Source organism: Micromonospora sp. NPDC002296 (genome assembly GCF_040296145.1).
GTDB lineage: Bacteria > Actinomycetota > Actinomycetes > Mycobacteriales > Micromonosporaceae > Micromonospora.
The window spans coordinates 107,472-133,775 of the sequence record NZ_JBEOWQ010000010.1 but is presented as its reverse complement, the minus strand read 5'-3'; the positions used below and the strand labels follow the sequence as shown (position 1 = coordinate 133,775).

28 protein-coding genes, 1 tRNA gene and 1 pseudogene are annotated in these 26,304 nt (G+C 73.4%); 18 read left to right on the top strand and 12 right to left on the bottom strand.

Going from position 1 to position 26,304, the window contains the following annotated elements; translation table 11 throughout:
• The first annotated feature begins 169 nt into the window (after nt 1–169).
• Nucleotides 170–757 carry a TetR/AcrR family transcriptional regulator gene (locus ABT023_RS11585; protein ID WP_350884341.1) on the top strand — a complete coding sequence of 196 codons (588 nt, stop codon included), beginning with the start codon at nt 170–172 and terminating at the stop codon, nt 755–757.
• A gap of 43 nt (nt 758–800) precedes the next feature.
• Here ABT023_RS11585 and ABT023_RS11580 read toward each other — a convergent pair whose 3' ends face one another.
• Nucleotides 801–2,009, bottom strand: coding sequence for an amino acid deaminase/aldolase (locus tag ABT023_RS11580; RefSeq protein WP_350884256.1), 1,209 nt, complete (start codon nt 2,007–2,009; stop codon nt 801–803).
• 146 nt (nt 2,010–2,155) lie between these two features.
• Here ABT023_RS11580 and tmk point away from each other — a divergent pair, with 146 nt between their 5' ends.
• The 6 genes from tmk to ABT023_RS11550 all read left to right on the top strand — a co-directional run bounded on the left by tmk (nt 2,156) and on the right by ABT023_RS11550 (nt 8,140).
• Nucleotides 2,156–4,438 (top strand): dTMP kinase, encoded by a 2,283-nt coding sequence (tmk, locus tag ABT023_RS11575; protein ID WP_502890651.1) that lies wholly within the window; start codon nt 2,156–2,158, stop codon nt 4,436–4,438.
• Nucleotides 4,438–5,724: a DNA polymerase III subunit delta' gene (locus ABT023_RS11570; RefSeq protein WP_350884254.1), complete on the top strand. Its 1,287-nt coding sequence runs from the start codon at nt 4,438–4,440 to the stop codon at nt 5,722–5,724. The genes tmk and ABT023_RS11570 overlap by 1 nt, the downstream gene beginning before the upstream one ends.
• 124 nt (nt 5,725–5,848) lie before the next feature.
• Nucleotides 5,849–6,178 carry a YbaB/EbfC family nucleoid-associated protein gene (locus tag ABT023_RS11565; protein WP_350884252.1) on the top strand — a complete coding sequence of 110 codons (330 nt, stop codon included), beginning with the start codon at nt 5,849–5,851 and terminating at the stop codon, nt 6,176–6,178.
• A gap of 1 nt (nt 6,179) precedes the next feature.
• The gene (locus ABT023_RS11560; protein WP_350884250.1) at nt 6,180–6,485 is read left to right on the top strand and encodes a type VII secretion target; all 306 of its coding nucleotides are present in this window, start codon (nt 6,180–6,182) and stop codon (nt 6,483–6,485) included.
• On the top strand, nt 6,485–7,153 hold the full coding sequence (locus ABT023_RS11555) for a hypothetical protein (RefSeq protein ID WP_350884248.1): 669 nt from the start codon (nt 6,485–6,487) through the stop codon (nt 7,151–7,153). The genes ABT023_RS11560 and ABT023_RS11555 overlap by 1 nt, the downstream gene beginning before the upstream one ends.
• Nucleotides 7,154–7,288: 135 nt before the next feature.
• The gene (locus tag ABT023_RS11550; RefSeq protein ID WP_350884246.1) at nt 7,289–8,140 is read left to right on the top strand and encodes a PSP1 domain-containing protein; all 852 of its coding nucleotides are present in this window, start codon (nt 7,289–7,291) and stop codon (nt 8,138–8,140) included.
• A gap of 298 nt (nt 8,141–8,438) precedes the next feature.
• On the opposite strand, the gene ABT023_RS11545 is transcribed toward ABT023_RS11550, so the two are convergent.
• Complete coding sequence (locus ABT023_RS11545; RefSeq protein WP_350884244.1) at nt 8,439–10,193, bottom strand: metallophosphoesterase family protein; 1,755 nt, start codon at nt 10,191–10,193, stop codon at nt 8,439–8,441.
• Between the two features lie 138 nt (nt 10,194–10,331).
• On the opposite strand from ABT023_RS11545, the gene ABT023_RS11540 reads away from it, so the two are divergent.
• Nucleotides 10,332–10,408, top strand: a tRNA-Thr gene (locus tag ABT023_RS11540).
• Nucleotides 10,409–10,552: 144 nt separating this feature from the next.
• Here the strand turns inward: ABT023_RS11540 and ABT023_RS11535 are convergent.
• Together ABT023_RS11535 and ABT023_RS11530 are read right to left on the bottom strand one after the other, a co-directional pair.
• Nucleotides 10,553–10,774, bottom strand: a complete 222-nt coding sequence (locus tag ABT023_RS11535) for a tyrosine-type recombinase/integrase (RefSeq protein WP_350884242.1) — start codon at nt 10,772–10,774, stop codon at nt 10,553–10,555.
• Nucleotides 10,775–10,882: 108 nt separating this feature from the next.
• Nucleotides 10,883–11,086: a hypothetical protein gene (locus tag ABT023_RS11530; protein ID WP_350884240.1), complete on the bottom strand. Its 204-nt coding sequence runs from the start codon at nt 11,084–11,086 to the stop codon at nt 10,883–10,885.
• Nucleotides 11,087–11,582: 496 nt separating this feature from the next.
• Here ABT023_RS11530 and ABT023_RS11525 point away from each other — a divergent pair, with 496 nt between their 5' ends.
• The 4 genes from ABT023_RS11525 (at nt 11,583) to ABT023_RS11510 (ending at nt 13,416) form a co-directional block, all read left to right on the top strand.
• Nucleotides 11,583–11,870: a hypothetical protein gene (locus ABT023_RS11525; protein WP_350884238.1), complete on the top strand. Its 288-nt coding sequence runs from the start codon at nt 11,583–11,585 to the stop codon at nt 11,868–11,870.
• Between the two features lie 371 nt (nt 11,871–12,241).
• Nucleotides 12,242–12,772 (top strand): hypothetical protein, encoded by a 531-nt coding sequence (locus ABT023_RS11520; protein WP_350884236.1) that lies wholly within the window; start codon nt 12,242–12,244, stop codon nt 12,770–12,772.
• A gap of 62 nt (nt 12,773–12,834) precedes the next feature.
• The gene (locus tag ABT023_RS11515) at nt 12,835–13,137 is read left to right on the top strand and encodes a hypothetical protein (protein WP_350884234.1); all 303 of its coding nucleotides are present in this window, start codon (nt 12,835–12,837) and stop codon (nt 13,135–13,137) included.
• Nucleotides 13,138–13,167: 30 nt separating this feature from the next.
• On the top strand, nt 13,168–13,416 hold the full coding sequence (locus ABT023_RS11510) for a hypothetical protein (RefSeq protein ID WP_350884232.1): 249 nt from the start codon (nt 13,168–13,170) through the stop codon (nt 13,414–13,416).
• A gap of 349 nt (nt 13,417–13,765) precedes the next feature.
• On the opposite strand, the pseudogene ABT023_RS11505 reads toward ABT023_RS11510, so the two are convergent.
• Nucleotides 13,766–14,215 (bottom strand): annotated as a pseudogene (locus ABT023_RS11505) (SRPBCC family protein); the annotation flags it as partial.
• A 179-nt stretch (nt 14,216–14,394) separates the two neighbouring features.
• Between ABT023_RS11505 and ABT023_RS11500 the strand changes: the two are divergent.
• Nucleotides 14,395–14,931 carry a DUF4240 domain-containing protein gene (locus ABT023_RS11500; protein ID WP_350884337.1) on the top strand — a complete coding sequence of 179 codons (537 nt, stop codon included), beginning with the start codon at nt 14,395–14,397 and terminating at the stop codon, nt 14,929–14,931.
• Between the two features lies 1 nt (nt 14,932).
• On the opposite strand, the gene ABT023_RS11495 is transcribed toward ABT023_RS11500, so the two are convergent.
• The 4 genes from ABT023_RS11495 to ABT023_RS11480 all read right to left on the bottom strand — a co-directional run bounded on the left by ABT023_RS11495 (nt 14,933) and on the right by ABT023_RS11480 (nt 18,092).
• The gene (locus ABT023_RS11495) at nt 14,933–15,418 is read right to left on the bottom strand and encodes a GNAT family N-acetyltransferase (RefSeq protein WP_350884230.1); all 486 of its coding nucleotides are present in this window, start codon (nt 15,416–15,418) and stop codon (nt 14,933–14,935) included.
• 55 nt (nt 15,419–15,473) lie between these two features.
• Entirely contained in the window at nt 15,474–16,781 is a 1,308-nt protein-coding gene (locus ABT023_RS11490) for an MFS transporter (RefSeq protein ID WP_502890644.1), read from the bottom strand.
• Nucleotides 16,778–17,398 (bottom strand): helix-turn-helix domain-containing protein, encoded by a 621-nt coding sequence (locus ABT023_RS11485; protein WP_350884228.1) that lies wholly within the window; start codon nt 17,396–17,398, stop codon nt 16,778–16,780. The genes ABT023_RS11490 and ABT023_RS11485 overlap by 4 nt, the downstream gene beginning before the upstream one ends.
• 76 nt (nt 17,399–17,474) lie before the next feature.
• The gene (locus ABT023_RS11480; RefSeq protein ID WP_350884226.1) at nt 17,475–18,092 is read right to left on the bottom strand and encodes a pyridoxamine 5'-phosphate oxidase family protein; all 618 of its coding nucleotides are present in this window, start codon (nt 18,090–18,092) and stop codon (nt 17,475–17,477) included.
• 164 nt (nt 18,093–18,256) lie between these two features.
• On the opposite strand from ABT023_RS11480, the gene ABT023_RS11475 reads away from it, so the two are divergent.
• The 3 genes from ABT023_RS11475 to ABT023_RS11465 are packed head-to-tail and all read left to right on the top strand — an operon-like array spanning nt 18,257 to nt 20,445.
• Complete coding sequence (locus ABT023_RS11475) at nt 18,257–18,763, top strand: DUF2231 domain-containing protein (RefSeq protein ID WP_350884224.1); 507 nt, start codon at nt 18,257–18,259, stop codon at nt 18,761–18,763.
• On the top strand, nt 18,760–19,335 hold the full coding sequence (locus tag ABT023_RS11470; protein ID WP_350884222.1) for an Hsp20/alpha crystallin family protein: 576 nt from the start codon (nt 18,760–18,762) through the stop codon (nt 19,333–19,335). The genes ABT023_RS11475 and ABT023_RS11470 overlap by 4 nt, the downstream gene beginning before the upstream one ends.
• 6 nt (nt 19,336–19,341) lie before the next feature.
• On the top strand, nt 19,342–20,445 hold the full coding sequence (locus ABT023_RS11465) for a glycosyltransferase family 9 protein (RefSeq protein WP_350884220.1): 1,104 nt from the start codon (nt 19,342–19,344) through the stop codon (nt 20,443–20,445).
• Nucleotides 20,446–20,468: 23 nt separating this feature from the next.
• Here the strand turns inward: ABT023_RS11465 and ABT023_RS11460 are convergent, their stop codons facing one another.
• Nucleotides 20,469–21,347, bottom strand: a complete 879-nt coding sequence (locus tag ABT023_RS11460; protein WP_350884218.1) for a glycosyltransferase family 2 protein — start codon at nt 21,345–21,347, stop codon at nt 20,469–20,471.
• Nucleotides 21,344–23,212, bottom strand: a complete 1,869-nt coding sequence (gene rfaE2 / locus ABT023_RS11455) for a D-glycero-beta-D-manno-heptose 1-phosphate adenylyltransferase (RefSeq protein ID WP_350884216.1) — start codon at nt 23,210–23,212, stop codon at nt 21,344–21,346. Before rfaE2 ends, ABT023_RS11460 begins: the two co-directional genes overlap by 4 nt.
• A 141-nt stretch (nt 23,213–23,353) precedes the next feature.
• Here rfaE2 and ABT023_RS11450 point away from each other — a divergent pair, with 141 nt between their 5' ends.
• Together ABT023_RS11450 and ABT023_RS11445 are read left to right on the top strand one after the other, a co-directional pair.
• Complete coding sequence (locus ABT023_RS11450) at nt 23,354–23,905, top strand: type 1 glutamine amidotransferase domain-containing protein (protein ID WP_350884214.1); 552 nt, start codon at nt 23,354–23,356, stop codon at nt 23,903–23,905.
• 143 nt (nt 23,906–24,048) lie between these two features.
• On the top strand, nt 24,049–25,725 hold the full coding sequence (locus tag ABT023_RS11445) for an MDR family MFS transporter (RefSeq protein WP_350884212.1): 1,677 nt from the start codon (nt 24,049–24,051) through the stop codon (nt 25,723–25,725).
• A 68-nt stretch (nt 25,726–25,793) separates the two neighbouring features.
• Here ABT023_RS11445 and ABT023_RS11440 read toward each other — a convergent pair whose 3' ends face one another.
• The gene (locus ABT023_RS11440; protein WP_350884210.1) at nt 25,794–26,285 is read right to left on the bottom strand and encodes an NUDIX domain-containing protein; all 492 of its coding nucleotides are present in this window, start codon (nt 26,283–26,285) and stop codon (nt 25,794–25,796) included.
• Nucleotides 26,286–26,304: the final 19 nt, after the last annotated feature.

Genomic DNA, 26,304 nt, shown 5'->3' with positions numbered 1-26,304 from the left:
GTAAATACCGCAATCGAGGTCCGCTCGTTGTACCGGTAGTCACACACTCGTGACGTGCAGATATGTTCATCCGTCGAAGGGGGGTGGCCGAGTGTCCACACCAGCCGCCACGACCGGGCCGCTGCGCCGGGTACCGGTTCAGGGTCGAAGCGTGGCGCGGGTCCAGCGAATGCTGGACGCCTGTGCCGAACTCGTCGACGAGGTGGGGTACGAGGGGCTGACCACCACCCTGCTCGCCGAGCGCGCCGAGGTTGCGATCGGGTCGGTCTACCAGTTCTTTCCGGACAAGCGGGCCATCGTGCAGGCGCTGACGCTGCGCACGATGGAGTCCTACCTTCAGCGTCTCGACGAGCGGTTCGCCTCGGACGACCTGAGCCACTGGTGGGACGGCGTCGACGCGGGAATCGACGAGTACATCACCATGCACCGCACCGTCCCGGGGTTCCGCACCCTGCACTTCGGTGACGTGGTCGACCTGCACCTGCTCGACGAGCAGCGGGACAACAACGGCGTGATCGCCGACCAGTTGGCCCGGGTGCTCACCGAACGGTTCGGGATGACCGACGAGCCACGCCTGCGGTTCTGCCTGGAGATCGCCGTCGAGGCCTCGGACGCCCTGATCAAGCTGGCGTTCCGACGCAACCCCGAGGGCGACGAGCGGGTGCTCGCCGAGGCCAAGGCGCTCATCCGCGAGTACCTGCACCGGCACGTCACCGTCCCGGCCGACGGCGCCCCCGCTCCCAGCACCTCCTCCTGATCCCGACCGCCGGGGCGGCCCACCTGCTGGGCCGCTCGGGCGGCTACAGGAAGGCGTGGCCCTCCCCCCGGTAGGTGGGGACGCTGCCCACCACCCGGTCCCCCTCGACCAGGTGCACTTCGTTGACGTGCTCGCAGAGCTCACCGGCCTTGGCGTGTCGGAACCAGACCAGGTCACCGAGCCGCAGGTCGTCCGCCGCCCGCCCGGCCAGCGGGGTCTGCACCTCGCCGGCCCCCTCCGCGCCGAGCAGCTTCAGCCCGGTCGGCAGCCAGGGGGCGGGCAGGCGGGTGTCCTCGGCCGGGCCGGAGGCGATCCAGCCGCCGCCGAGCACCGTGGCCAGCCCGGGCGCCGGGCGGCGGACCACCGCGCAGGCGAAGAACGCCGCCGGGGTGGGCCGCCAGGCGCGGTACGCGTCGAACAGCGTCGGCCCGTACAGGCCGGACCCCGCGGTGACCTCGGTGACCGCGGGGTCGGCGCTGGTCGCCGCCACGCTGCCGGTGCCGCCGCCGTTGACGAATTCCAGCTCGGCGTGTTCGCGTACCGCGGCCACCGCCGCGCCCCGGCGGGCCAGCAGTTCCCGGTACGACCCGCGTTGGGCCACCCGGATCGCGGCGGCCAGCGCCGCCCGCCCCGGCGGGGCGTCGCCCAGCCCGGCGATCTGCGCCTCGTACGACATCAGGCCGACCAGCCGGAAGCCGGGCCGGGCGGCGACGGCGGCGGCGAGCGCGCCGGCCGCCCGGGCGCTGTGCACCGGGGAGCGGCGCACCCCGACGTGCACCCGCCCGCGCAGGGGGCGCCAGGAGGCGTCGAGGTCGATGCAGACCCGCAGCGGCGCGCGACGCCCCGGCGGACGGACCGCGTCGATGAGATCGAGCTGGTCGATGCAGTCGACCATCAGGGTGACGGACCGGGCCAGCTCCTCGTCACCGGCCAGTTCGGCGAGCGCCCCCCGGTCGGCCGTGGGGTACGCCACCAGCGCGTCGTCGGTCACGCCGGTGCGGACCAGCCAGCTCGCCTCGGGCAGGGTGAACGCCATCACCCCCGCCCAGCCGGGCCGGCCCAGCACTCGGCCGAGCAGCTCACGGACACGCACGGACTTGCTGGCGACCCGGATCGGCTTGCCGCCGGCGCGTGGGAGCAGCGCCGTGGCATTGGCGTCGAACGCCGTCAGGTCGACCACCGCGTACGGCGGGTCGAGGTTGGCGGTCGCCCGGTTCAGGCGCTCGCGAAGTTTGTCGCTTTCGGTGGCCACGTGTGCACGCTAACTGTCAAACGGTCAATGCGAAATACCCTCGCGTATGCCTGACTGCGGCCGGTGGTGTGGGCGGCCTAGGCTCGGCGAGCAGGCAATGTCGCGGACGGATGGACCCCGGCCGGGACTAGAGTGTTGCACCGGGACTGCCCAGCGTTGGGCCGGCACGTGGAGGTACGGCCATCGAAAGCCAGAACAACGGCGAGTCGCCCGGTGTGTCGCCCTCCGGCGACCGGCCCGAGGGTACCGACACCGACGAGACCGGGGGCCGGCCCGGCGGCGCGGCCACGGCTCAGGCCGCCGACCGGTCCGGGGCCGCCGCGATCCGCTCCGTGCTGCGCATCCGGCCGTTCCGCCGGCTCTGGATCGTGCTCGGTGCCGCCTCCTTCGGCGACTGGCTCGGTCTGCTCGCCACCTCCGTCTTCGCCGCCGCCCAGGTCTCGGGCAGCACCGCGCAGGGCGCCGCGTTCGGCACCCTGATCGCGATCCGGCTGCTGCCCGCGCTGCTCCTCGGCCCGGTGGCCGGCGTCCTCGCCGACCGGTTCGACCGGCGCTGGACGATGGTCATCTGCGACCTGCTGCGCTTCCTGCTCTTCGCCTCCATCCCGCTGTTCGCGCTCACCGGGGTCAGCGGCGGCCTGGTGGTCGGCTGGGCGGCGGTAGCCACCTTCCTGATCGAGACCATCACCCTGCTCTGGATCCCGGCCAAGGAGGCCGCGGTTCCCAACCTCATCCCGCGCGCCCGGCTGGAGGCGGCCAACCAGCTCACCCTGATCACCACGTACGGCCTCACCCCGATCGCCGCAGCGCTCGGCCTGGCCGTGCTCGACCGGAGCATCCGGGGCGTGACCGGCGGCGAGATCCCGTCCTGGTCCGAGCCGGCCCAGATCGCACTCTGGTTCAACGCGTTCTCCCGCCTGGCCACCGCGCTGGTGGTCGCGTTCGGGATCAAGGAGATCAGCCAGACACAGGCCAGTGAGGCGGAGCGCACCGAACAGGGCATGCGGCACCAGTTCACCGAGGGCTGGAAGTACATCGGGCAGACCCCGCTGGTGCGCGGCCTGGTGCTCGGCATCTTCGGCGCGTTCGCCGGCGGTGGGATCGTGATCGGCACGGCGAAGTTCTTCGCCGCCTCGCTCGGCGCCGGTGACGCCGCCTTCTACCTGCTCTTCGGCGCGATGTTCGTCGGCCTCGCCGTGGGCATCGGGCTCGGCCCGATGATCGTCCGGGACATGTCCCGGCGGCGCTGGTTCGGGATGAGCATCGTGCTGGCCAGCGCGTCCGTGCTGGTGCTCGCGTTCGCCATCCACCTGTCCATGGCGGTGCTCGGCGCGATCCTGGTCGGCGCGGGCGCCGGGATGGCCTTCCTCGCCGGCACCACGCTGCTCGGTGGTGAGGTCGCCGACGAGGTGCGCGGCCGGGTCTTCGCGGTGGTGCAGATCGGTACCCGGCTGGTGCTGATCCTGGCCATCGCGCTGAGCAGCCTGCTGGTCGGCGTCGGCGGCTCCCGCAAGCTGACCATCGCCGACCTGGGCATCTCCATCTCGTCCACCCGGTTGCTGCTGCTCGCCGCGGGCGCCGCCGGCATCTTCGCCGGGATCAGCGCCTTCGGCCAGATGGACGACAAGAAGGGCGTGCCGGTCCTCGCCGACCTGTGGGGGTCGATCCGGGGCCGCCCGCTGATGCCGGCCGAGAAGTTCGTCTCCAGCGGGCTCTTCGTGGTCTTCGAGGGCGGCGAGGGCGCCGGCAAGTCGACCCAGCTCGCCACGCTCGCCGAGCGGCTGCGCGGGCAGGGCCGGGAGGTGGTGGTGACCCGGGAGCCGGGCGCCACCGAAGTCGGCGAGCGGATCCGCTCGCTGCTGCTCGGCACCACCGTCGAGGCCCCGTCGCCGCGCGCCGAGGCGCTGCTCTACGCCGCGGACCGGGCGCACCACGTCGCCACCGTGGTCCGGCCGGCGCTCGTCCGGGGCGCGGTGGTGATCAGCGACCGGTACGTCGACTCGTCGCTGGCGTACCAGGGGGCCGGGCGGACGCTGCCCGTCGACGAGGTCTCCTGGCTCTCCTCCTGGGCCACCGGTGGCCTCAAGCCCGACCTGGTGGTGCTGCTCGACGTCGAACCGCACACCGGCCTGTCCCGGGTCGCGTCGCGCAGCGCCGGGGTCGACCGGCTGGAGGCCGAGTCCGTCGCCTTCCACGAGCGGGTCCGGTACGCCTTCCTCGACCTCGCGGCGAGCGACCCGAAGCGGTACCTGGTGCTCGACGCGTCCCGCCCGGTCGGGGAGACCGCCGAGCTGGTCGCCCGGCGGGTGGGGGAGTTCCTCGTCGACCCGGCCGGCATCGTGCACCCCCGTCCCGCCCATGGGCCGGACACCTCGGTGCAGCCGGAGTTATCCGACACGGAGCTGGTGACGATGGAGCGCCGGACCTGATGCCCGACGTCTTCGCCGATCTGGTCGGGCAGGACGACGTCGTCGACACGTTGCGCCGGGCCGCCGCGTCCGCCGCGGCCGTGCTGCGCGGGGCCGCAGCCGTCCACGCGGCGGCCACCGCCGGTCCGGTCGACCCCGACGACGCCGACGCCCTGGCCGCCGAGGCCGAGGCCACCGAGGGGGCGGGTGGGGCCGACCAGGAGTCGGGGATGACCCACGCGTGGATCCTCACCGGGCCGCCCGGCTCGGGGCGCTCGGTGGCCGCCCGCGCCTTCGCCGCCGCCCTCCAGTGCCTGCGCGGCACCGGCTGCGGCGAGTGCCAGGGCTGCCACACCACGCTCGCCGGCACCCACGCCGACGTCCGGCTGGTGGTGCCCGAGGGGCTCTCCATCGGCGTCGGCGAGATGCGCGCCCTGGTGCTCCGGGCGGCGAGCACCCCGTCCGGCGGGCGGTGGCAGGTGGTGATCGTCTCCGATGCCGACCGGCTCACCGAGGCGGCCGGCAACGCGCTGCTCAAGGCCGTCGAGGAGCCGCCGCCACGCACGGTCTTCCTGCTCTGCGCCCCGTCCACCCACCCGGACGACGTCTCGGTGACCATCCGGTCGCGCTGCCGGGTCCTGCCGTTGCGGCAGCCGGCACCCGAGGCGGTGGCAGAGGTGCTGGTCCGCCGGGACGGCGTCGCCCCGGACGTGGCGCGGTGGGCGGCGGCGGCCGCGCAGGGACACGTGGGCCGGGCCCGGCGGCTCGCCGGAGACCCGGAGGCCCGCAGCCGGCGCGACGCGGTGCTCGCGGTGCCGCGCCGGCTGACCGGGGTGGGCGCCGCCTTCGACGCGGCGTCCGCGCTGATCGAGGCGGCCGAGGCGGAGGCCGAGGCCGCCGTGACGGAGAGCGACGCCGCCGAGCGGGCCGCGTTGCAGACGGCGCTCGGCGCGGGCGGCACCGGCCGGGGCGCGGCCGGCGCGATGCGCGGGGCCGCCGGTCAGCTCAAGGAACTGGAGAAGCGGCAGAAGTCGCGAGCCACCCGGGCCCAGCGGGACGCCCTGGACCGGGCCCTGGTCGACCTGGCCGGCTTCTACCGCGACGCGCTCACCGCGGCGCTGCGCGCGCCGGTCGCCCCGGTGCACACCGACACCGCAGCCCTGGCCGAGGCGGGCGCGCAGCGGTGGGACGCCGAGGGATCGCTGCGCCGGTTGGAGGCCGTGGTGGAGTGCCGGGCCGCCATCGAGGCGAACGTCAAGCCGCGGATCGCGGTGGAGGCGATGATGCTGACCCTCTGGAAGGGCTGACCCCTCACTACCCCTGCCCGGTCCACAGGTCATCGACAGGCGCGATTGGTGTGCGGTACGGTCCCGTATGCCGCGGTGACGGTGGCGGCACACTCAGTGAGTGCACTGCCGGGAGGAGTCCGCGATGCCTCGGGGGGAGATCGACGAGGCCTGGATCGAGGAGGCGGTGCGGCGCTACCGCCGCATCGAGTCGTTGCAGGCCGAGTTCGACCAGGCGGTAGCGACCGTGGAGGTCACCGTGCGCTCCCCGGACGGGCTGGTCGAGGTGGTGGTCACCGCCGGCGGCCGGATCACCGACGTGCGGTTCCTCGGCCCGCTGCACAGCCGCCATCCCCGGGACGTCGCCGGCTCGGTGCGGGCCGCGGTGACCGCCGCCGCCGACGCCGCCCAGTGGGCCCGGGAGAAGCTGCACAACGAGACGTTCGCCGCGTACCGACCGCTGGCGGGGGCCTGAGATGGACGATCTGCGCGCCCTCGCGGCCCGGCTGGACGAGGCGAGCGCCACCCTCGACGTCCTGGCCCGCGCGGTGACCGCCGCCGACCCGCCGCACCCGGCGTTCGGCACGCACGTCCCGGGCCGGCCCGGCGAGATCGGCCGGGCGCTGCACCAGCGGTGGACCGAGGCGACCGGCGACCGGGCCCGGGAGGCGACCATCGCCGCGAGCCGGCTGTCCGCCGCCGCGTCCGCCGTCCGGGGCGCCGCCGACCGGTACGCGGGCGTCGACGACACGGCCCGACGCCGGCTGCGCCGGGAGTTCTGATGGACGCCCTGGACCGCCTCGCCGAGCCCGGCCTCGACCTGCTCGGCCGGGTCGACACGCTGCTCGCGGGCGGGGCCCCCGACGGGCACCGGCTCTGGCCGCTGCTGCGGCGGATGCAGGTGCTCCCGGGCGAGGCGGTGCGGAGCTTCCTCGAACTGCATCCGGCGCCGCTGGCCGACGCCGGCCACGCGGTGCGGGCGCTCGTCAAGGGGTACGACGAGGTCTGCCACGCCCTCACCGACCCCGCCGCCTGGTCCGGGCCGGCCGCGTCCGCGTACGACCAGGCGCGCTCCACCCTGCTGCGCCACCTCGACGAGGGCCCGGAGAGCCTGGTGGGTCGGCTGGAGGCGACGGCCGGGTACGCGGACGCCCTCGCCGACTGGGTGGAGGGCAGCCGGCTCGCGCTGGCCCGGGCCCTGGCCGACGTGCTCGGCTCCGCCGAGGCGGTCCGGGTCCGCGCCGCCGCCGCGCCGGGGGCCGAGGCCGGCGCCGTGGGCCCGCTCGCGGCGGCCGACGTCGCGTACCGGGTGCTCTCGGTGCTGGGGGTGGCCTACGACGGCGCGGAGACGCTGCTGCGCCAGTGGTCGCCGAGCCTGGCGGAGACGACCTGGCGCGGGCCGGCGGGCGGGCCGACCCGCTACGACACCGTCACCCGGGTCGGCCGCTGACCCGCCCGCGCTCGCTGCCGGTGCTGGCGCGGCCACGGCGGCGCGCCTGCCGACGATCATGAATAGCTGCGTCGAGTGACCGGATGGCGACCGGCGGGGTGGGTGGTGGCGGTCATCCCGCCGTAGGGTGAGGGCATGGGCATGCTCTGCGCGGTCAGCTTCAACCGGTACGGGCGGCTCTACTACCTCGACCCGGGCGAGTTCCGCCCGCAGGTGGGTGACCGGGTGCTGGTGCCCACCGACGACGGTCCCGAGGTTGCGGAGTGCGTCTGGGCCGCGCAGTGGGTCGGTGAGGACACCGACGCCTTCCCCAAACTGGCCGGGCTCGCCGGGGACGACGACCTGCGCCGCGACGAGCTGTTGCGGCGGCGCAAGGCCGAGGCGAAGGTGGCCGCGAAGCGGCTGATCCGCGAGCACAGCCTGCCGATGAAGGTGGTCGCCGTCGACCACGTCCTCGGCACCGACGGCGACCGCACCACGATCTACTTCACCGCCCCGCACCGGGTCGACTTCCGCTCCCTGGTCCGCGACCTCGGGGCGACCCTGCACTGCCGGGTCGAGCTGCGCCAGCTCTCCGCCCGGGACTCCGCCCGGGTGCAGGGCGGCATCGGCTCCTGCGGCCGGGACCTGTGCTGCGCCACCTTCCTCACCGACTTCGAGCCGGTCACCATCCGGATGGCCAAGGACCAGGATCTGCCGCTGAACCCGCTGCGGATCTCCGGCGCCTGTGGCCGGCTGATGTGCTGCCTGAAGTACGAGCATCCTTTGTACTCCAAGTTCCAGGAGTCCGCTCCGGGGATCGGCGCCCGCGTCACCACGCCGGAAGGGGAGGGCCGCGTGGTCGGCCACAGCGTCCCGAGAGACGCGGTGACCGTCCGCCTGGACGCTGACGGCTCGCGCTCCATGTGCTCCCGCGCCGACGTCTGCGGCTCCCGCGCCGCCTATGAGAGCCGTGACCAGTCAGGCCGGGAGGGTGCAGCGCGATGATCGGCGTGTTTCGTCGTTTGAAGTCGACTTGAACACCTGGAGCGGCGGCTTGGCGGGCGGCCGGAGAATGAGTGGGGCGGAAGACAGGCGGAACGCGAACTCATTGCGCGGTTGCATCGAACGAAGGAGGATATTCCGAGAAACGCCAACGTAATCGACGCCACCGCACCTCTCGTGAGCGTCGTCAACGAAATCCTCCGTCAAGTGGTGCTGTCTCCGATCAAGTAAGAGCATCCGCTCTACCAGCGGTTCCAGGAGCTCGCGCCCCCCGAACAGCACCACAATCCCTGACCCGGGGTCAGGGGCGGAGGGTTATCGGGGGTTCGGCCAGGTGGGGGGTGAGGGGGAGATCGGGGGCCAGCCAGGAGGCTGAGGGGGAGGTGTCGGGGTTCAGTTTCCAGTCGCGGGCGACTCGGTCCACGGCGATCGGGTAGATGGTCAGCGTGCCGTCCGGGTCGATGCGCATCCGCAGGAACGCCTTGGAGTCCTCGATGCCCTGGCCGGCGAAGAGCTCGTTCAGGTTCACCCCGAACGCGCCGGCGACCAGCAGGTACGCCGCCACCAGCTCGGCGGCCAGGAACCCGATCACCGGCCCGTAGACCACCGCGGCGGCGGCGGCCGGCAGCGGCCAGGACCAGTGGTAGAAGGGCAGCGACAGCCACGCCCAAGTGCCGGCGGCGGCCAGCGCCACATGGGCCAGCCCGTGCCCCACCCCGAGCAGCCAGTGTCGTACGTGCCGCTTCCCGCCCGCGCTGGGCGGCTTCGCGAAGACCGCCGCCCCGAGCATCGTCACCACCAGCATCGCCACCAGCGGGACGCTGAACAGCCGCTGCTCGGTGCCGCCGGCCCGGTTCGCCGCCACCCCGGCCATGGCCAGCATGAGCAGCGTGTGCAGGGTGCCGAGCAGCGTGCTGAAGCCCGGGTTGCGCAGCGGCAGCCGGCCGAACACCCCCCAGCCGTACCGCCGGGAGCGGGCCCGGTCGGGGTAGCGGGCCGCCAGGTCGTACGCGCGGGTGCGGCTGGCCCGCCGGGCCAGGGTGTCGCGCGGCGGCACCTCGATCCGCTCGGGCAGGTGGTGGGTGGGGTACAGGTAGGCCCCGCCGCTGCCGCAGGTGATCAGTTGCCGGTCCGGGCCGGCGTACCGGGCGTAGTGGTGCAGGTCGCCGGAGACGAGCAGCCGCACCCGCGCCCCGGTCGGCGCGACGATGGTGCGGACGAAGTAGTCGATCGAGTCGTACGCCGTGGGGTGGTCGACGGCCTTGACCCAGGTCGGCGCCGGCACGGCGATGATCACCAGGCTCTGCGGTCCCAGCTTGCGGGCGACCGCGTCGAAGTAGGTGAGCTGAGGGTCGTCCAGGTACGAGCCGGACTGGTCGTCGAGGCCGAGCAGCCACCAGTCGGCGGGCAGCTCCACGGCGAAGTACGAGCGGGACTGCCCGGTTCCCCAGCCGCCGAAGTGCCGGTCCCGGGAACGGACGAACAGCCGCAGGAACGCGGTCAGCCCGTCGTACCAGTCGTGGTTGCCCGGCACCGCGAACAGGGTGGGGCGCTCGGGCGGCGTGACCGGCAGCGCGGCCTGGTACGGCCCCTTGCACCGGTCCTCGTAGGCGGCGTAGGACGCCGACGGGTAGACCTGGTCGCCGCCCATCACCAGGGTCTGCGCGCGGGGCAGCCGGTGCCCGTCGACCTCCAGCTCCGGCTGGGCGAGCAGGTACGCGACCGAGTACGTGGCGTTGAAGCCGTCGCCCAGGTCGGCCACGTAGTCCAGCCACAGCCCGCCGTCCGGCCCGACCTGGCGGAAGATCCCGTCACCGAACGCGTTCTGCAGCTCCCGCTTGTCCAGGTACGCCCCGAACAGCATCGCCAGCAGCGTACGCAGGCCCGTGCTGATCAGCAGGAGCGGCGCGAGCCAGGGCACCGGCTTGCGCGGGGTGAAGCCCAGCTCCAGCGGGTCGATGCCGCGCGGCCGACGCGCCGCCCCGGCGTCGGCGCTGTCGTCGTCCGGGCGGTCGACGTCGTCCTGGCCGTCGACGGGGGTGCGATCGTCGGTCACCCGGGGCAGCGTAGTCCCGGCCGGGCCGCCGCGCTGTCGGGTGTGGGCATCCCCTGGCCGGCTTGTCCGCAACCCGCCGATGCGGAGGGGATCCGACTGGGTCCGCCGCCCGGATGTGCCGTACACTCGGTGATCGTTGCCGCCTTAGCTCAGTCGGCTAGAGCGACGCACTCGTAATGCGTAGGTCGACGGTTCGATTCCGTCAGGCGGCTCCATGGAAAGGCCCAGGTCACCGGCTTGATCGCCGATCATGACCTGGGCCTTTCGCTTGCCGTCGCTGAGCCGAGCAGCCAAGCCTCATCCACTCGACCACAGCGCCCCCTCCATCCGGGAAGCGGCTTCCGGTGCGATCTCCGGAGCTACGTGGGGGCGTAGATGTTGAGGGTCACGCTGATCTGCGAGTGACCGAGGATCTCCATGACGATGCGGGCAGGCACGCCCTGGGCGAGGAGGACACTGGCAGCCGTGTGGCGTAGGTCGTGCAGCCGAACCTGCCGGAGCCCGGCCTGCCGGATGATCTCCCGGAACGAGCGGTAGTCGTCGCGCGGGTGGATGGGGGTACCGACGCTGGTTGCGAACACCAAGCCAGGGTCGGCCCAACTGTCGCAGTTCAGGCGTTCTGCCGCCTGGCGCTCCCGATGACCCGTCCGCCATCGACCCGGGCGGGTCGGGCTGTTTGGTGAGGAGCCTTACACGCCCCAGACGCCGCCGACCCCGCCAGCGCCGCTGCCGGAGCTGCCGTCACTCGGGTTGCGGTGTTCGTCAAGTCGTCTGCGGGCTTCAGTCGATGCCTGCCGGTTACGAACCTGGCCGTCGATGTCGAGCGGGGCCTTCCGGGTGCGGCGCCACAGCCAGACCGCTGCAACGACCGCCAACGCGATGATCAGGATCATGAGCCACCGCATGCGGACCTCCGTCTATTGAGCAACCACCAGCCTGATTGACAGCACGTGGACCTATCGCTGCTCCCAGTATGCGCAGCCCAAGTCAAGCGCCTTGCTGGCCGCTCTCCGCAACGAGGTGCGCCGGTGGTTCCTTCGCCGAAGCAGTCAGCCCTGTTGCTGTCGACAGCAACGGTGACAGCAGCAGGGCTGGACAGTGAGAGCCGAACCTAGGCGGCGACGGATCAACGCCCGACGTCAGAGACGGGGGCAGGTGGTGACGCCATGGGCCGGGAAGCGCATCGGTGAGATCGACGCCGCACGTCGCTCTCATGGTGCGGGCAGCCATCCCGACGACCTGTCGGTTTGACGCGGCTACCGGGCTCCCGCGACGCGACGGAGCCGGCGGCCTTTGATCGGGGCGGGCGGGGCCGCTCCCGTCTGTAGTTGATATACGTCTATCTCTCTGGCAAGCTCGGGCTTCGGATCGATACAGAGTGGAGCCCGCATGCCCGCACTTCGTCGGATCGTCGCAGCCACAGTGCTGGCCGGGGCGGTGTCCGCGTCCGTCCTGCTCGCCGGACCGGCATCCGCCGCCGAGACCAAGGCCTTTTACGGCAGAGGCATGAACAACAACTACTTCACGGCGCTGTCCTTCGCCACCAACAACGCGCGCGCGCTCGCCATCGCGGACGGCTTCGACCCGGACACGCAGTGCAGCCACGGCGGAAGCTTCACGACGCAGCCGTGGCCGGGCCTCTACTCGGTGCTGGCGCAGATCAACTGCACCCGCTGACCACCGACTCCAAGGGGCCCCGAGCAGCCCTCGCGCAGCGCCCCCGCACGGCTTCGGCCGGCGGGGGCGTTTTCGCGCGGCCCTGCGGGGGCTTCTCCGCCCGGGTGGAGGCCCTGCTCCCGCCGCCGGATGGTGACTCTTCGTGCGCATCTTGGGGGTTCTAGCCCCCGGGGCCGGTCCGCGCGAAACCCTCCTTCGACAACTACCACTATCCGAAGAGCGGACGTTTCCCCTGGTAGGGGCATTCTTGCCTGATTACCCTTGGGTCATCAGCCCGACGATGTGCACCCTTGGCCGGGCGTGTCCTGCGCCTCCGGATTCTCACTCGGAGTGATCGTCGTGCTTGGCCTTCCCCCGGAAGGAGGGCCCCCATGACCCGGGCCCCGAAGAATCTCCTGAACGTTCGGACCCTGTTGCTGTCGTACCTCAAGAACCTGGACCCGGCCGCCGTCGGCATCGTCGGCGATCCGGCCCACCGCGGGGGTTACCACTGCGGCTCCGACCGGGTCGTGACCAATGACTACTCGGTCGTGGAGTCCCCCCGGGACAGGTCGGGGCTGACCCTGGACGCCTCCGGCCTGGACATCGGCTCCTTCACCGCACGGTCGGCCGGCCGCACCCACGACCTGCGCTCGTTCTCGGTCTGGTGCGTGCAGCAGTGCACGGCCGGCGCGGCCGACACGCGGGACGTCCGGGAGATCATCTACTCCCCGGACGGCAAGGTCGTCCGGCGGTGGGACCGGCTCGGCAAGCGCACCACCGGCGACAACTCCCACCTGTGGCACACCCATTTCAGCTTCTTCCGCGACTCCACCAAGGCGGGCCGGGACCAGACCCCGCTGTTCCGCCGCTACCTGACAACCATCGGACTGCTCACCGCGACGAACACGGAGGACGACTGAGCGCCCAGGCCGAGAACGAGATCCACCAGTTGCGGGCCGGAATCTTCACCGGTGGGTCGAGCATGGCCGGACCGTCCGACCCCGACGGCACCGGGCCCGAGAAGGCCAGTAGCAGCATCGTCGCCAAGCTCGACTACGTGATGTCCCGCCTGGACGGTGTGGCCGCCGGGGTCAGCACCCTCGGCGGGAAGGACTGGGCGGACGAGCCGGCCATCATCGCCGGGGCGCTCGCCGGGCTGTCCCCGCAACGGCTTGCCGAGGCGTTGAAGACCGCCGGGTTGACCCCGGAGGTCATCGCGGCGGCGGTGCCGTCGGACATGGCCCGGCAGGTCGCCGACGAGTTGGCCGCGCGCCTGTCCTCGTGACCGAGTGACCGATCAACACAGGAGGCCCGCATGTCCACCCCCATCCCCATCCCGAACTCGACCGCGACCGAGCCGCTGTTCACCGTCGGCGGGATCACCGCCGCCGGGACGGCCTTGATCAGCCTGCTGGTCGCCTTCGGGCTGCCGCTGTCCGCGAACCAGCAGACCGCGATCCTCGGCCTGGTCGCCGTGCTCGCCCCGCTGGTGGTGGCGGCGATCGCCCGGGGCCGGGTCTACTCTCCGGCCACCGTGGCCCGGCTGTTGGAGAACCGCCGGTAGCGCGTCGCCCCGACCGTCCCGCCCGTTCTCCCGGGGCGGCCGGGGCGGCGGTCTCTGCGCCGCCACGCGACCGGGCCCCGGGGGCGTGATCGGGCCCGGGTCGCGTGGACCCGGGCCTTCGTCGTGCGGGAGCCGGTCAGAGCGGCCGACGCGCGCCGTCGGGGTCGGCGTCGGCGGGGTACGCGGTGGTGGTCGGCGCAGTCGTCGCCCCGGCGTCGGCCGGGTACGCGGTGGTGGTCGGCGCAGTCGTACCGGCGTCGGCGTCCCGGCTGGACCCGTCGACCCTGCCGCTGTCGCCCCGGGTGCCGGCTGCGTACTCGATGCCGGGCGTGCCGAGTTGGCGGCCCTCGTCGATCGTGCCGCGCCAGCCGCCGGTCTCGACGCCTCGGCTCTCGATGTACGTCTTGAACCTCTGCAGGTCGGACTCGGCCTGTCGCTCGACGAGGTGCAGCCGTTCGCCGGCCTTCTCGACGAAGCCCTCCGGCTCGTACTCGAGGAACAGCCGGACCATCGTGCGATTCGTGTCGACCGGCTGGAAGTGGACGGCGCCGGCATTGGTGGCGCCCTCGGTGGCGGCCCAGGCGACCTTGCGGTCCGGCACCTGCTCCAGCACCTTCGCGTCCCACTCGCGCTGGACGCCGGCGATCTCGGCGACCCAGTGCATGCGCCTGTCGTCGAGCTGGCGCACCTCCCTGACACCGCCCATGAAGCTGGGGAAGTCCTCGAACTGCGTCCACTGGTTGTACGCGGTGCGGATCGGGACGTTCACCTCGACGGACTTCTCGACCGTGGTGGTCATCGACACTCCTTCGGGTTGTGGTCTTCCGCGCTCTCGCGCGCCGGAAACGTGCTCACGTCCACCGAATCCGTACCCTGGGCCGGTCGTCTCAACCACATCCGTCCGGGATGGCCGTCACTTCCGCCGTCGGCCGGCGGCGGAACGTGTCGGTCGGGCTGGCTAGCATTCCGCCCGTGACCATGCCTTCGGACGATCCCGTGAAGCTGCTGCCGACCACCGGCGACGAGGCCCGGTTCTGGGCCCTGGTGGAGTCCGCGTGGGAGCCGTTGGGCCCCGAGGTCCGGGCGCTGCGTCGCGCCCTCGTCCAGCGCGACCCGGATGCCGACGACGTCAACGTGTACGCCGTGGACGCCTCGTTCGCCCCGTTCCTGGACAACCTCCGCTCCCTCGGCGCCGAGCTGTCCAGCGAGGAGCTGACCTCCCTCGACCGGGTGATGGAGCGCAAGCTGCATGACATCGACCGCGCCGACATACACGCGGTGACCGACGGCTCCGACGACGGCTTCCTCTACTGCCGGGGCCACATCGTCGCCCTCGGGCAGGAGTTCTACGAGGCGGTGCGCGCCGACCCCGCCCTGGCTGTCCTGGACGGCAGCTGCGAGAGCATCTGCTACCTGTTCGCCCATCTGCACGACAAGCTGTTCGGCGAGTGGCCGCGCACCGGTTCGGGCATCTCCCGGGAGTCGTTCAGCAACCCGGAGGGCTGGCGCGGCTAGCTCAGAACGCGCGATACATCACGTGCAGGCCCACCCGGCCCAGGCCCGGGTGGGCGAATGCGCCCGGCACCGTGCCGACCACCTCGAAACCGTGCCGCCGGTACAGCTCCACCGCCGTACGGTTGGTTTCGACCACCGCGTTGAACTGCATCCCGGCGTACCCGCGCTCGTGGGCCCAGCCCAGCGCGTGCCGACACAGCGCGGTGCCCACCCCACGCCCCCGGGCGTCCGCCGCGACCATGAAGCTCGCGGTGGAGACGTGCGACCCGGGGCCGGGTCGGTTGGTGCCCATCTTGGCCGTGCCGAGGACCCGGTCGCCCTCGACCGCCACGACGGTCAGGCCGGGCGGGCGCTCCACCCACATGTCGTACGCCTGCCCGGCGGTCATCGTCGGGTCGTACGGGAAGGTCTCCTCGGCCCGGACGACCGCGCCGACGATCTCCCACACCTGCGGCCAGTCGGCCTCGGTGAACTCCCGGATCAGCACGGCCGTCGACGCTAGCATCGCCGCCGGCCCGCGCACGACCGAGTTCCGGCACCGGTCAGGCGCGGGTCGGCTGCTCCGGCCGGTCGGGGAGTTCCCGCAGGCCGCTTACCGGGGAGAAGAGCACCCAGAGCACGCCGAGGAGCGCGCCGGCGGTGGCGATCGAGAGTGCCGGCCGGACGCCGAGGGCGGTGCCCAGCCCGCCGCCGAGCAGCGCGCCGATCGGCCGAATGCCGTAGTTGACCGTGCGCCGGGCGCCCATGGTGCGGGACAGCAGCGAGTCGGGGGTGAGCGCGGTCTGCATCGAGCCGGTGGTGATGTCGAGCATCATCACCCCGACGGCGGAGCCGAACTCGGCGGCGAGGAGCATGCCCAGCACCACCGGCCTGGGCCCGTCGGCGAGCGGCACGAGCAGCAGCGGGGCGGGGAACGCCACGAAGCCGGCCACCATCGTCGGGCCGACGCCGAACCGCCGGGTCAGCCGCCCGGTGATCGACGCGCCGAACAACCCGCCCACCGCACCCGCGCCGAGCACCACCCCGAGCACGCCGGGGGAGAGCCCGAGCTCCTGGACGGCGTAGAGCACGAAGAGCGCCGAGAACATGAAGTTGAAGAGGTTGAGGGTGGTGGTGCCGAGCAGGATGGACCGCATCGCCGGCGCCCGCGCGAGGAACCGCAGCCCGTCGGCGATGCCGAGCCCGGCGCCCCGGGCCGGCGCCGGCTCCGTCGGCCGGATCCGAACCAGGAAGTACGCGGACACGACGTACGAGACGGCGTCGACGAGCAGCGCGATCGGCGCGGTGAGCAGTTGCACCAGGACCCCGCCGATGCTCGGGCCGGCCACCAGGGACATCGCCCGGCTGCCCGAGATGAGGGTGTTCGCGGCCACGTAGTCGGGCCGGCGCACCAGCGACACGAAGAGCGGCGCGCGCGCCACCTCGAAGAGCACGGCGAGGGTGCCCGTGGTGAAGGCGATCAGGTAGAGCTGCGGCAGGGCCAGCAGGTCGGTCAGGTACAGCACCGGCACGACGGCCAGCAGCAGGGCGCGACCGAGATCGGCGAGGATCATCAGCCGGCGCTTGTGCGGCAGCCGGTCGACCCACGCGCCGGCCAGTAGCGAGAAGAAGAGGTTCGGGGCGAGGGCGGCGGCCGTGAGGTAGCCCATGTCGGCCGGCCCGGCACCGGCCCCGAGCACGGCGAGCAGGGGCAGGGCGAGGGTGGTGACCTCGTCGCCGAAGTACGAGACGGTCTGCGCCGACCAGTACCGCCGGAACGTCCGCTCGCGCAGCAGCCGCAGCGGCCCGCCGCGTGGGACGGGGCCGGTCGGCGCGGCGGCCACCGGCGCGGTGCTCCCAGCGTCGCTCACCGGGTGTTGCCCGGGCCGGCGTCCGACCCGGTGCCGCCGCCGTCGACCGGGGTAGGGACGCCGAGGAGCGCGAGCCGCACGAGGGTGACCCGGCGGGCGCCGGCCGGCCGGGTGGACGGGTCGATGATCCGGCCGTCGTACTCGGCGAGCAGGGCGTCCATCCGCGCGGTCAGCGCGGCCATCTCGTCGGCGGTGACGTAGAGCGGCTGGTCGCTGAAGCCGGTTACCGTGCGCCATTCCGTCGGCTCGTCGGCCCGCCGGGCGAGGTGCTCCTCGGCCTGCCGGGCGTAGTGGGCGAGCTGGGTGGCGTTCAGCGCGTCCGTGGCCGCCCGCACGCGGGGGTCGTCCGAGGCGTCGTCCCAGGAGGTGACGAGCGCGGTGGCCCGCCAGGGGCGTTCCCGGGCGTCGGCGCCGGGGGCCCGCTCGGCGAGCCCGTACTTGGCCAGTTGTCGCAGGTGGAAGGAGCAGTTGGGCACGTTCTCGTCGAGCCGCTCGGCGGCCCGGGTGGCGGTCATCGGGCCCTCCCGCCGCAGCAGCCCGATCAGGGCCATCCGCAGCGGGTGGGCGTAGCCGCGCAGGGCAACCGGATCGGAGAGCTTCACTCGGGGCAGCGACATAACCTAAAGCTATCTTTCTAAAGATATCTTTAGCAATAGCGAAGGCGGAGCCGCCGCGGCATCGGGCGCGGCGGGATCAGACGTAGATCTTCTTCTCGTACTCCGGGCCGTAGTGGCGCTCCAGGTCGGCCAGGCTCTCGGCCGGGGCCTCGACCTCCTTGATCAGTCGGGCCCGGGACGGCAGCGCGTCCGGCTGCCAGGTCTCCGGCCGCCACAGCTCTGAGCGGAGGAACGCCTTGGCGCAGTGGTAGAAGATCTGCTCGATCTCCACCACGATCGCCAGGATCGGCCGGTGCCCCTTGACCATCATGTCGTCGAAGAACGGGGCGTCCCGCACCAGCCGGGCCCGGCCGTTGATCCGCAGCGTGTCCGTCCGGCCGGGGATCAGGAAGAGCAAGCCGACGTGCGGGTTGTCGAGGATGTTGCGGTAGCCGTCCGCCCGCCGGTTGCCCGGCCGCTCGGGGATCGCGATGGTCGTGTCGTCCAGCACCAGCGCGAAGCCGGGCGGGTCGCCCTTCGGCGAGACGTCGCAGGTGCCGTCCGCGCCCGCCGTGGCGACCAGGCAGAACGGCGAGGCGGCCAACCACTGCCGGTCCCGCTCGTGCAGGACGGTCCGCTCCTTGGCCGCCGCCCGCGCGTTCGGCGTCCCCAGCAGCTCGCGCAGTTCCTCGTGCGAGGTGATCTCCACCGTCACGTCTTCCTCCCCCGACCGTTGACCTCGGTGATGGCGGCGTGCGGCGCCGGTGCCCGGCCACCTGTCGCCCCAGCCTAGCCGGGCGCGTCTGGCCGGAGGTTCGTCCAGCGGTGTACCGGACACCGCGCCGGCCAGCGCCCGCAACACACCAACGGAGGCCGCCAGTGGAAAGCCGACTCAAGGTGCTCGGGCACCCCGTGCACCCGATGCTGATCACGTTCCCGGTCGGACTGCTGGTCACCGCGGTGATCTTCGACGTCATCGATGCCGTCGGCGGCCCGCGGCTCCTCGGCGAGGTGGCCTACTGGAACATCACGGTCGGCCTGATCGGCGGCCTGCTGGCGGCGGCGGCCGGCGCGTTCGACCTGCTCGCCATCCCCACCGGCACCCGCGCGAAGCGGGTGGGCCTCAGCCACGCCGCCGCGAACGTCGCGGTCATCCTGCTGTTCGCCGCCGTCTGGGTCGTCCGGCTCAACGCCGACTCCCGGACGGCCGGCGGCGCGCTCATCGCCATCGAGGTGGTCGCGTTGGCCATCCTCGGCGGCAGCGCGTGGCTCGGCGGCGAGCTGGTCGACCGGCTCGGCGTCGGCGTCGACCGCGACGCCAACCTGGACGCCCCCAGCTCGCTGCGATCACCGGCGGCCACCCATTCGATCGGAGACATGCGATGAGCGAACAGCCCGCAGGCGGCCGGGGCTGGCGCGGCCGGCAGCCGAGCTGGGACCCGATGGGGGAACTCCAGTCCCTGCGCGCCGAGCTGAGCCGGCTGGTCGGCGGCACCCGGCCCGGCCCGCCCGAGGTGGAGCTGACCGAGACCGCCGAGGGCTGGGAGGCCGTGGTCCGGCTGCCCGGCGTCGCCCCCGAGGAGGTGGCCGTCGAGCTGGACGACCGGGAACTCTGCGTCCGGGCCCGCTCCGAGGCCGAGGTCAACGCCGACCAGGGCATCCCGGGCGGCCTTCAGACCCGGGGCTTCGAGTACCGGCTCGACCTGCCGTCCCGGGTGGACCCCGACCGGATCGACGCGGTGATGGACCACGGGCTGCTCCGGGTCCGGCTGCCCAGGGCGGCCCGGCCCGCGCCGCGCACCATCACCGTCGGCCGCGCCGGCTACCGGGGCGCCGGCACGGTCACCGGCCATCCGGTCGACCCGGCCGCCGACCGGGAACTGCACCACCCGGACCTGGCCCCCGGCCGGGAACTGCACCACCCGGACCGGGCCGCCGACGAGATCGACCGGCCGTAGCGCGTCGTGGTCACCCCGTCCCCGCTCGGCCCGGTGGGCGAGCGCGTGCCCGACGTCGCGCGGATCGCCGCGCTGCGCGCCAACGCGCTCGGCGACCTCATCTTCGTCCTGCCCGCGCTGGAGGCGCTGCGCGCCGCGTACCCGGGGGCGGAGATCGTGCTGGTCGGCGCGCCGTGGCACGCGAAGCTCTGGCGCGACCGGCCCGGCCCGGTGGACCGCGTGCTGGTGGTCCCGCCCGCGCCCGGCATCCGCGCCCCCGAACCCGGCGAGCCGGAGTCGTCGATGGACGACTTCCTGGCCTCGGCCCGCGCCGAGCGCTTCGACCTGGCGCTGCAACTGCACGGCGGCGGCGGCAACTCCAACCCGATCGTCGCCGGCCTGGGCGCCCGGGTCACCGCCGGGCTGCGGGCCGAGGGCGCCCCGCCGCTGGACCGTTGGACCCGGTACGTCTACTACCAGCACGAGGTGCTGCGTTACCTGGAGGTGGCCGGCCTGGTCGGGGCGCCCGCCACCACGATCGTCCCGACGCTCGCGGTCACCGACGCCGACCGGGCCGAGGCCGCCGGGGTGCTCGGCCCGGCGACCAGGCCCCGGGTGGCACTGCACCCCGGGGCCACCGACACCCGGCGGCGCTGGCCGGCCGAGCGGTTCGCCGAGGTGGCCCGCGCCCTGGCCGGCGACGGGTACGAGGTGCTGGTCACCGGCACCCCCGCCGAGCGGGAACTGGTGGACCGGGTGGTCGCGGCGGCCGGGGTGCCGCTGCGCCCGCTCGTCGGCACGCTCGGCCTCGGCGGGCTGGCCGCCTGCTACGCCGGCTGCGCCCTGCTGGTGTCCAACGACACCGGCCCGCTGCACCTGGCCGCCGCGGTCGGCACCGCCACCGTCGGGATCTACTGGGTCGGCAACCTGATCAACAGCGGGCACCCGCTGCGCGCCCGGCACCGCCCGATCGCCTCCTGGACGGTGCGCTGTCCGGTCTGCGGTGTCGACTGCACCCCGGGGATCTACCCGCACCGCCCCGGGCACGGCGACTGCCCGCACCGCGACTCCTTCGTCACGGACGTTCCGGTCGTGGAGGTCGTCGAGGCCGCCCGCGAGCTGCTCGGCTGAGCGGAAACGGGGTTTCCCGCCCGTCAGGCGGGCTGCGGGGTGTCCGAGTCGGCGAGGACGACCTCCCACGCCTCCACGTCCCGCTCGGTGACGGTGGTCGGCGACTCCAGGTGGTACGCCCCGCTGGGCAGGACGCCCGCGCCGCCGTGCCGCTCCAGCACGGCGAGCTGGGCGGCCACGTCCTCGCCCTGGTGCTTCTCCGGCATCCGCCGCCAGAACTCGAAACCGCCCGAGTCGACCAGCGCCGCCCGGTCGTAGAGCACGCACCCGCCGATCCAGGAGACCTTGTACGCCCGCCAGGCCCCGGGCGGCAGGTTCAGCCGCTGCGTGACGTGCAGCAGGTTCGCCGCCGGATGGATCGAGGCCCGCTGCCACTGCGGCGTGCCCGGGCGGACCCGCTCCGGCACCGGCCGGCCCAGCCACTCCTCGTAGTGCCCGTGGGTCTCCGGGCGCACGTCGTCGACGTACGACAGCCCGTGCACGGCGTTGCCGACGAAGCCGCAGCCCAGCTCGCCGATCGCGGTGACCAGCCGATGCAGGGTCCCCGGCTCCAGCCAGACGTCGTCGTCGAGGCAGAGCACGTACCGGGCCGCCGACCGGTCCAGCAGGTACGCCCGGTGTTCGGCCAGCCCGCGCCGGGGCAGCCGCCGGGTCAGCAGCACCGGGTGGTCCCGGTGGCGCAGCGCCCGCACCATGGTGGCCGCCGCCGGGTGGGCGTACGCGGGGTCGCCGTCGGACTGGTCGCTGACCACCACCCCGAACCCGGGCACGCCCTCCTGGGTGGCCAGCCCGGACAGGGTGACCGCCAGCTCGGCCGGGCGGTTGCGGGTCGGGATCAGCACGTCGAGCTGCCGCTCGCGGCGGAACTCCCCGGCGTCGCCGGGGTCGAGCGGACGGTTCACGCCGGCCTGCCGGTCAACTTCTGCCCCGGGCCGTCGGACCGGTGCCCGGTGGCCGGCGCGCCCGTCGCCTGGGCCCGGATGCGCTCGATGATCGCCGAGGTGGAGCGGTCCGGCACGTACCCGAGGGTGCGGACCTGCCCGCCGAGCCGGCGCACCAGCGGCGCCTCCGGCACCATCTCCGGCGGGTAGTCGCCGCCCTTGACGTAGACGTCGGGGCGGACGGTCTCGATCAGGTCCGCCGGGGAGTCCTCCTCGAAGACCACCACGTGGTCCACGCAGGACAGCGCGGCGAGCAGCGTCACCCGGTCCTCCACCGGGTTGACCGGCCGGTCCGGCCCCTTGAGCCGGCGCACGCTGCCGTCGGAGTTGACCGCGACCAGCAACAGGTCGCCGAGGGCCCGGGCCTGCTGCAGATAGCGCACGTGCCCGGGGTGCAGCACATCGAAGCAGCCGTTGGTGAACACCACCGACCGACCCGCGTCCCGGTGCGCGGTCACGATGTCCGCCAACTCGTCCGGGGCGACCAGCACCGGGTGCCCGGGGTCGCCGGCCGGGACGTCGAGCGCGCCGAGCAGGTCCTCGCGCCGGCACACGCAGGTTCCGGTGTCCGACACGGTGATGGTGGCGGCGAGCTGGGCGAGCTGCGCGGCGGTGGGCAGCGGCGCGTCGGCGGCCAGGGCCAGCGTCATCGCGGCCAGGTACACGTCCCCCGCGCCGACCGCATGGCTGGCCGGGACCGGGGTGCTGTGGCTGCGCCGGGGCGCGCCGTCCGCGCCGCCGACCACGGCGCCCTCGGTGTCCAGGGTGACCGCGACCACGTCCGCGCCGGTGTGCGCGCGCAGCTCCGCGAGGCGGGACTCGGCCAGCACCGCCCGGTCCACCCCGTCGCCGGCCTCGGCGTTCACGGTCACGCCCGTGCCGGTGACGCTGAGCCCGTCGCCGGTCATCGCCACCCGGTCCTCGCCGGGCGTCGGCTCGCCGGTCGGACCCGTCGGCCGGCCCAGCGGCAGCCGGGGCGCCGGCCTCACCCCGTCGGCGGAGTCGCCGCCAGGGTCGCTGGCGGTGGTGTTCCCGGCCGGGGTGGGACGGCCCGGGGCCGATCCCACGCTGAGCTCCGACGGCCCGTCCCCCGGGTCGGCCCCGGAGTGGTCGAGGTGCGGGTGGGTGTCGGACCGGGCGGCGGCCCGGGCGAGCAGCCGGGTGGCCTCGGCGAAGCTCGGGGTGACCACGGTGGGCGCGAGGCCCCGCCAGTCGGCGAGGTCGTGCGCGTCGAGCGCGACCGTGGCGTACCGGTCCCGGGCGGCGACCAGCCAGGCGCGCACGGGCGCGGGCAGCGAGCCCAGCCCGTAGTCGCAGACCACCAGGGTTGGCACCTCGCCGTGGGCGGCGGCCCGCAGCTCCTCGGTGGCGCACTCCAGCGCCGTGAGCAGCCGGGCCACGCCGTCCTGTTCGAGCACGTCGTCCGGGTCGCCGGAGTCCTCGCGCAGCAGGATCTGGTTGCCGGCGAGCATCCGCCGCTTCACCGGGGTCGACCGGCCGGGCTGGTTGACGGTGCGGTCCCAGACGCCGGCCCGGTCCAGGCAGTCGTGCAGCTCGTCCCCGGCGGCGTCCGCGCCGACCGGGGCGACCAGCACCGCCCGCCCGCCGAGGGCGGCCACGTTGACGGCGGTGTTCGCCGCGCCGCCGGCCGCCGAGATGCGCCGGCGCAGGCTGAGGACCGGGGCGGGCGCCTCCCGGCAGAGCCGGTCGGAGTCCGCGAACCGCCACTCGTCGAGCATGGCGTCGCCGATCACCAGCACGGGGCGGCCCAGCCAGCTCTCCACGACGGTGGCGAGCCGGCGCTCTTCCGCTGCTGCTCCTGCCATGCCCGTCGGGGTCCCCATGGGGTGCCGGGTCAAACCTGGGCCACCCCCCGCCCGCCCGGCCGGCCCGGGTCACCTCGGGGCCGGGTTTCGGGCATCCGGGCCCGGGAACGTCCAGAGGTACCCGGAGAGGAGATGCACGAGATGGCAGCGACGACACTGCAGGGCAAGCGGATCGCCTTCCTGGCCGCCGACGGCGTCGAGGAGGTCGAGTACACGCAGCCGCGCGAGGCGGTCGAGAAGGCCGGGGCCACGGCCGAGCTGGTCTCGCTGAAGCCCGGCCGGATCCAGTCCTTCAACCACCTCGACCACGGCAGGACGTACGACGTGGACGTGACCGCGGCGGACGCGGACGCCGGCGGCTACGACGCCCTGGTGCTGCCGGGCGGGGTGGCGAACCCGGACTTCCTGCGCACCGACCCGGACGCGGTGCGGTTCGTGAAGGCGTTCTTCGAGGCCGGCAAGCCGGTCGGGGTGATCTGCCACGGCCCGTGGACGCTGGTCGAGGCGGACGTGGTCCGGGGCCGCCGGATCACCTCCTGGCCGAGCCTGCGCACCGACCTGACCAACGCCGGCGCGAACTGGGTCGACGAGCAGGTGGTCACGGACAACGGCCTGGTCAGCAGCCGCAAGCCGGCTGACCTTCCGGCGTTCTGCGCCAAGATCGTGGAGGAGTTCGCCCAGGGCCGCCACTGACGTCGGAACGGCCGTCGACGCCGGTCGGCCGGCCCTGACGCCGGTCGGCCGCCGTCGGGGCCGGGAGCCCGCCCGTCGTGGCGCGGGCGTCGAAGGAACCCCGGCACCGGGCATGATCCGCGCCGTACGGGATAGAAGGCGGGGTGACCAGCGAAGCCAACGCCCGACCGACGCTGACCGCCCGCCAGCTCCGCCTGCTCATGTTCGGCCTGATGACGGGCATGCTGCTCGCCGCGCTGGACCAGACGATCGTCGGCACGGCGCTGCCCACCATCGTCGGCGAGCTGGGCGGGATCGAGCACTACTCCTGGGTGGTCACCGCGTACCTGCTCGCGTCCACGGCCTCCACCCCGCTGTACGGCAAGATGGCGGACCTGTACGGGCGCCGCCCGGTCTTCCTCTTCTCGATCGGCACGTTCCTGCTCGGCTCGCTGCTCGCCGGGCTGTCGCGGGACATGACCCAGCTCATCGTGACCCGTGGGGTGCAGGGCCTCGGCGCGGGCGGCCTGATGACGCTGGCGTTCACCATCATCTCGGACGTGGTGTCGCCCCGGGAGCGGGGCCGCTACCAGGGCCTGTTCGGGGCGGTGTTCGGCATCTCCTCGGTGGCCGGGCCGCTGGTCGGCGGCTACTTCGCCGAGACGAACTGGCGGTGGATCTTCTACGTCAACGTGCCGCTGGCGATCCTGGCCATCGTGGTCTGCTACCACGTCCTGCGGTTGATCCCGTTCGAGCGGCGGGAGCACACGATCGACTGGCTCGGCGCGGGGCTGCTGGTCGTCGGGGTGAGCTGCGTGCTGCTCGCGCTGAGCTGGGGCGGCACCTCGTACGCCTGGGGCTCCGGCCTGATCATCGGCTTGTTCGTGGCCGGCGCGGTGCTGGCCGTGCTCTTCCTGGTCCAGGAGGCCAGGGTGGGTGAGCCGATCCTGCCGCTGCGGCTGTTCCGCAGCCGGACGTTCGCGCTGGCCAACGGTGCCGGCTTCGTCATCGGCCTGGTGATGTTCGGGTCGATCATCTTCATCCCGCTGTACCTCCAGATCGTCCGGGGCGCGTCGCCGACCCGCAGCGGTCTGCTGATGCTGCCGATGATGGCCGGCATCATCGTCACCTCGATCCTGACCGGCCGGGCGATGAGCCGGATCGGCCGGTACAAGTGGTTCCCGGTGGCCGGCTCGGCGGCGCTGCTCGCCGGCATGCTGCTGTTCACCCGGCTCCAGGTCACCACGTCGCTCTGGCTGGCCTTCGGCTACATGGTGGTGATCGGCGTCGGGCTGGGTCTGTGCATGCAGTCGCTGATCCTCGCCGTGCAGAACGCGGTGGACGTCCGGGACCTGGGTGCGGGCACGTCGTCGGTGACGTTCTTCCGGTCGTTGGGCGGCTCGTTCGGGGTGGCGATCCTCGGGACGGTGCTGTCCTCCCGGCTCACCGGCCAGCTCGCCGACCGGCTGCCGGGCGCAATCGCCCAGCTTCCGCCGGACCAGCGGGCCGCGGTGGCGGCCCAGGGCGGTACGAGTATCTCGATCAACGACCCGGCGACGATCCTGGCCCTGCCCGGCCCGGTCCGCGCCGCCGTCCAGGGCGCGTTCGTCGAGTCGCTGCACCTGGTCTTCCTCACCACCGGGCTGATCGCCGTGCTGGCGGTGCTGCTGACCCTGCTCATGCCGAACGAGCAGCTTCGCGGCACCGGCCCGCAGGGCGCCACCGGCGGCGCCGACCCGCTCGGCGGCAGGGCGCCCGCCCCCGGCGGCCGGCCGTTGGCGAAGGAGTCGAAGGACGAGGCCGCCACCGACATGGAGGCCAAGAGCCAGACCATGCTCTGACCCCCGGGCGGGGCCGTCCGGGGATCAGGCGTCGGCCGGCGCCGGGCTCACGCGATGATCAGCGGGGCTCACTTGAGGATCAGCCGGTTGGTCTGCTCGAAGACGTCCAGGTCGGCGAGGGTCTCGGTGACCGACGCGGAGAGCGGGGTGGGGAGCCGCTCGCGCGGGAAGAATCCCGCGTCGGTCGTCTCGTCGGTGACCCGGGTCAGTTCGCCGTCCCAGTCCTCGACCCGGAACGCGACCGTGAAGATCTGGTAGGTGTGGCCGTACATGTTGGTGTTGATGTGGTCCGGCCCGGTGTAGAGGGTGAACGCGCTGACCCGCAGGGCGCGCAGCCCGGTCTCCTCGCGCACCTCGCGGACCGCGCAGTCGGCGATGGACTCGCCCAGCTCCATCGCGCCGGCCGGCATCGCCCACTGGCCGTTGTCGGAACGCCTGATCAGCAGTACTCGCCCGGCGCTGTCGCGGACCACCGCGCGGGCGCCGACGAACATGAGGGTGCGGTCACCGGCCAGGGCGCGGAGTTGCCCCACGTACGAGTCGGCCCAGGAGATGCTCATCTGGACAACCTACGGGGGT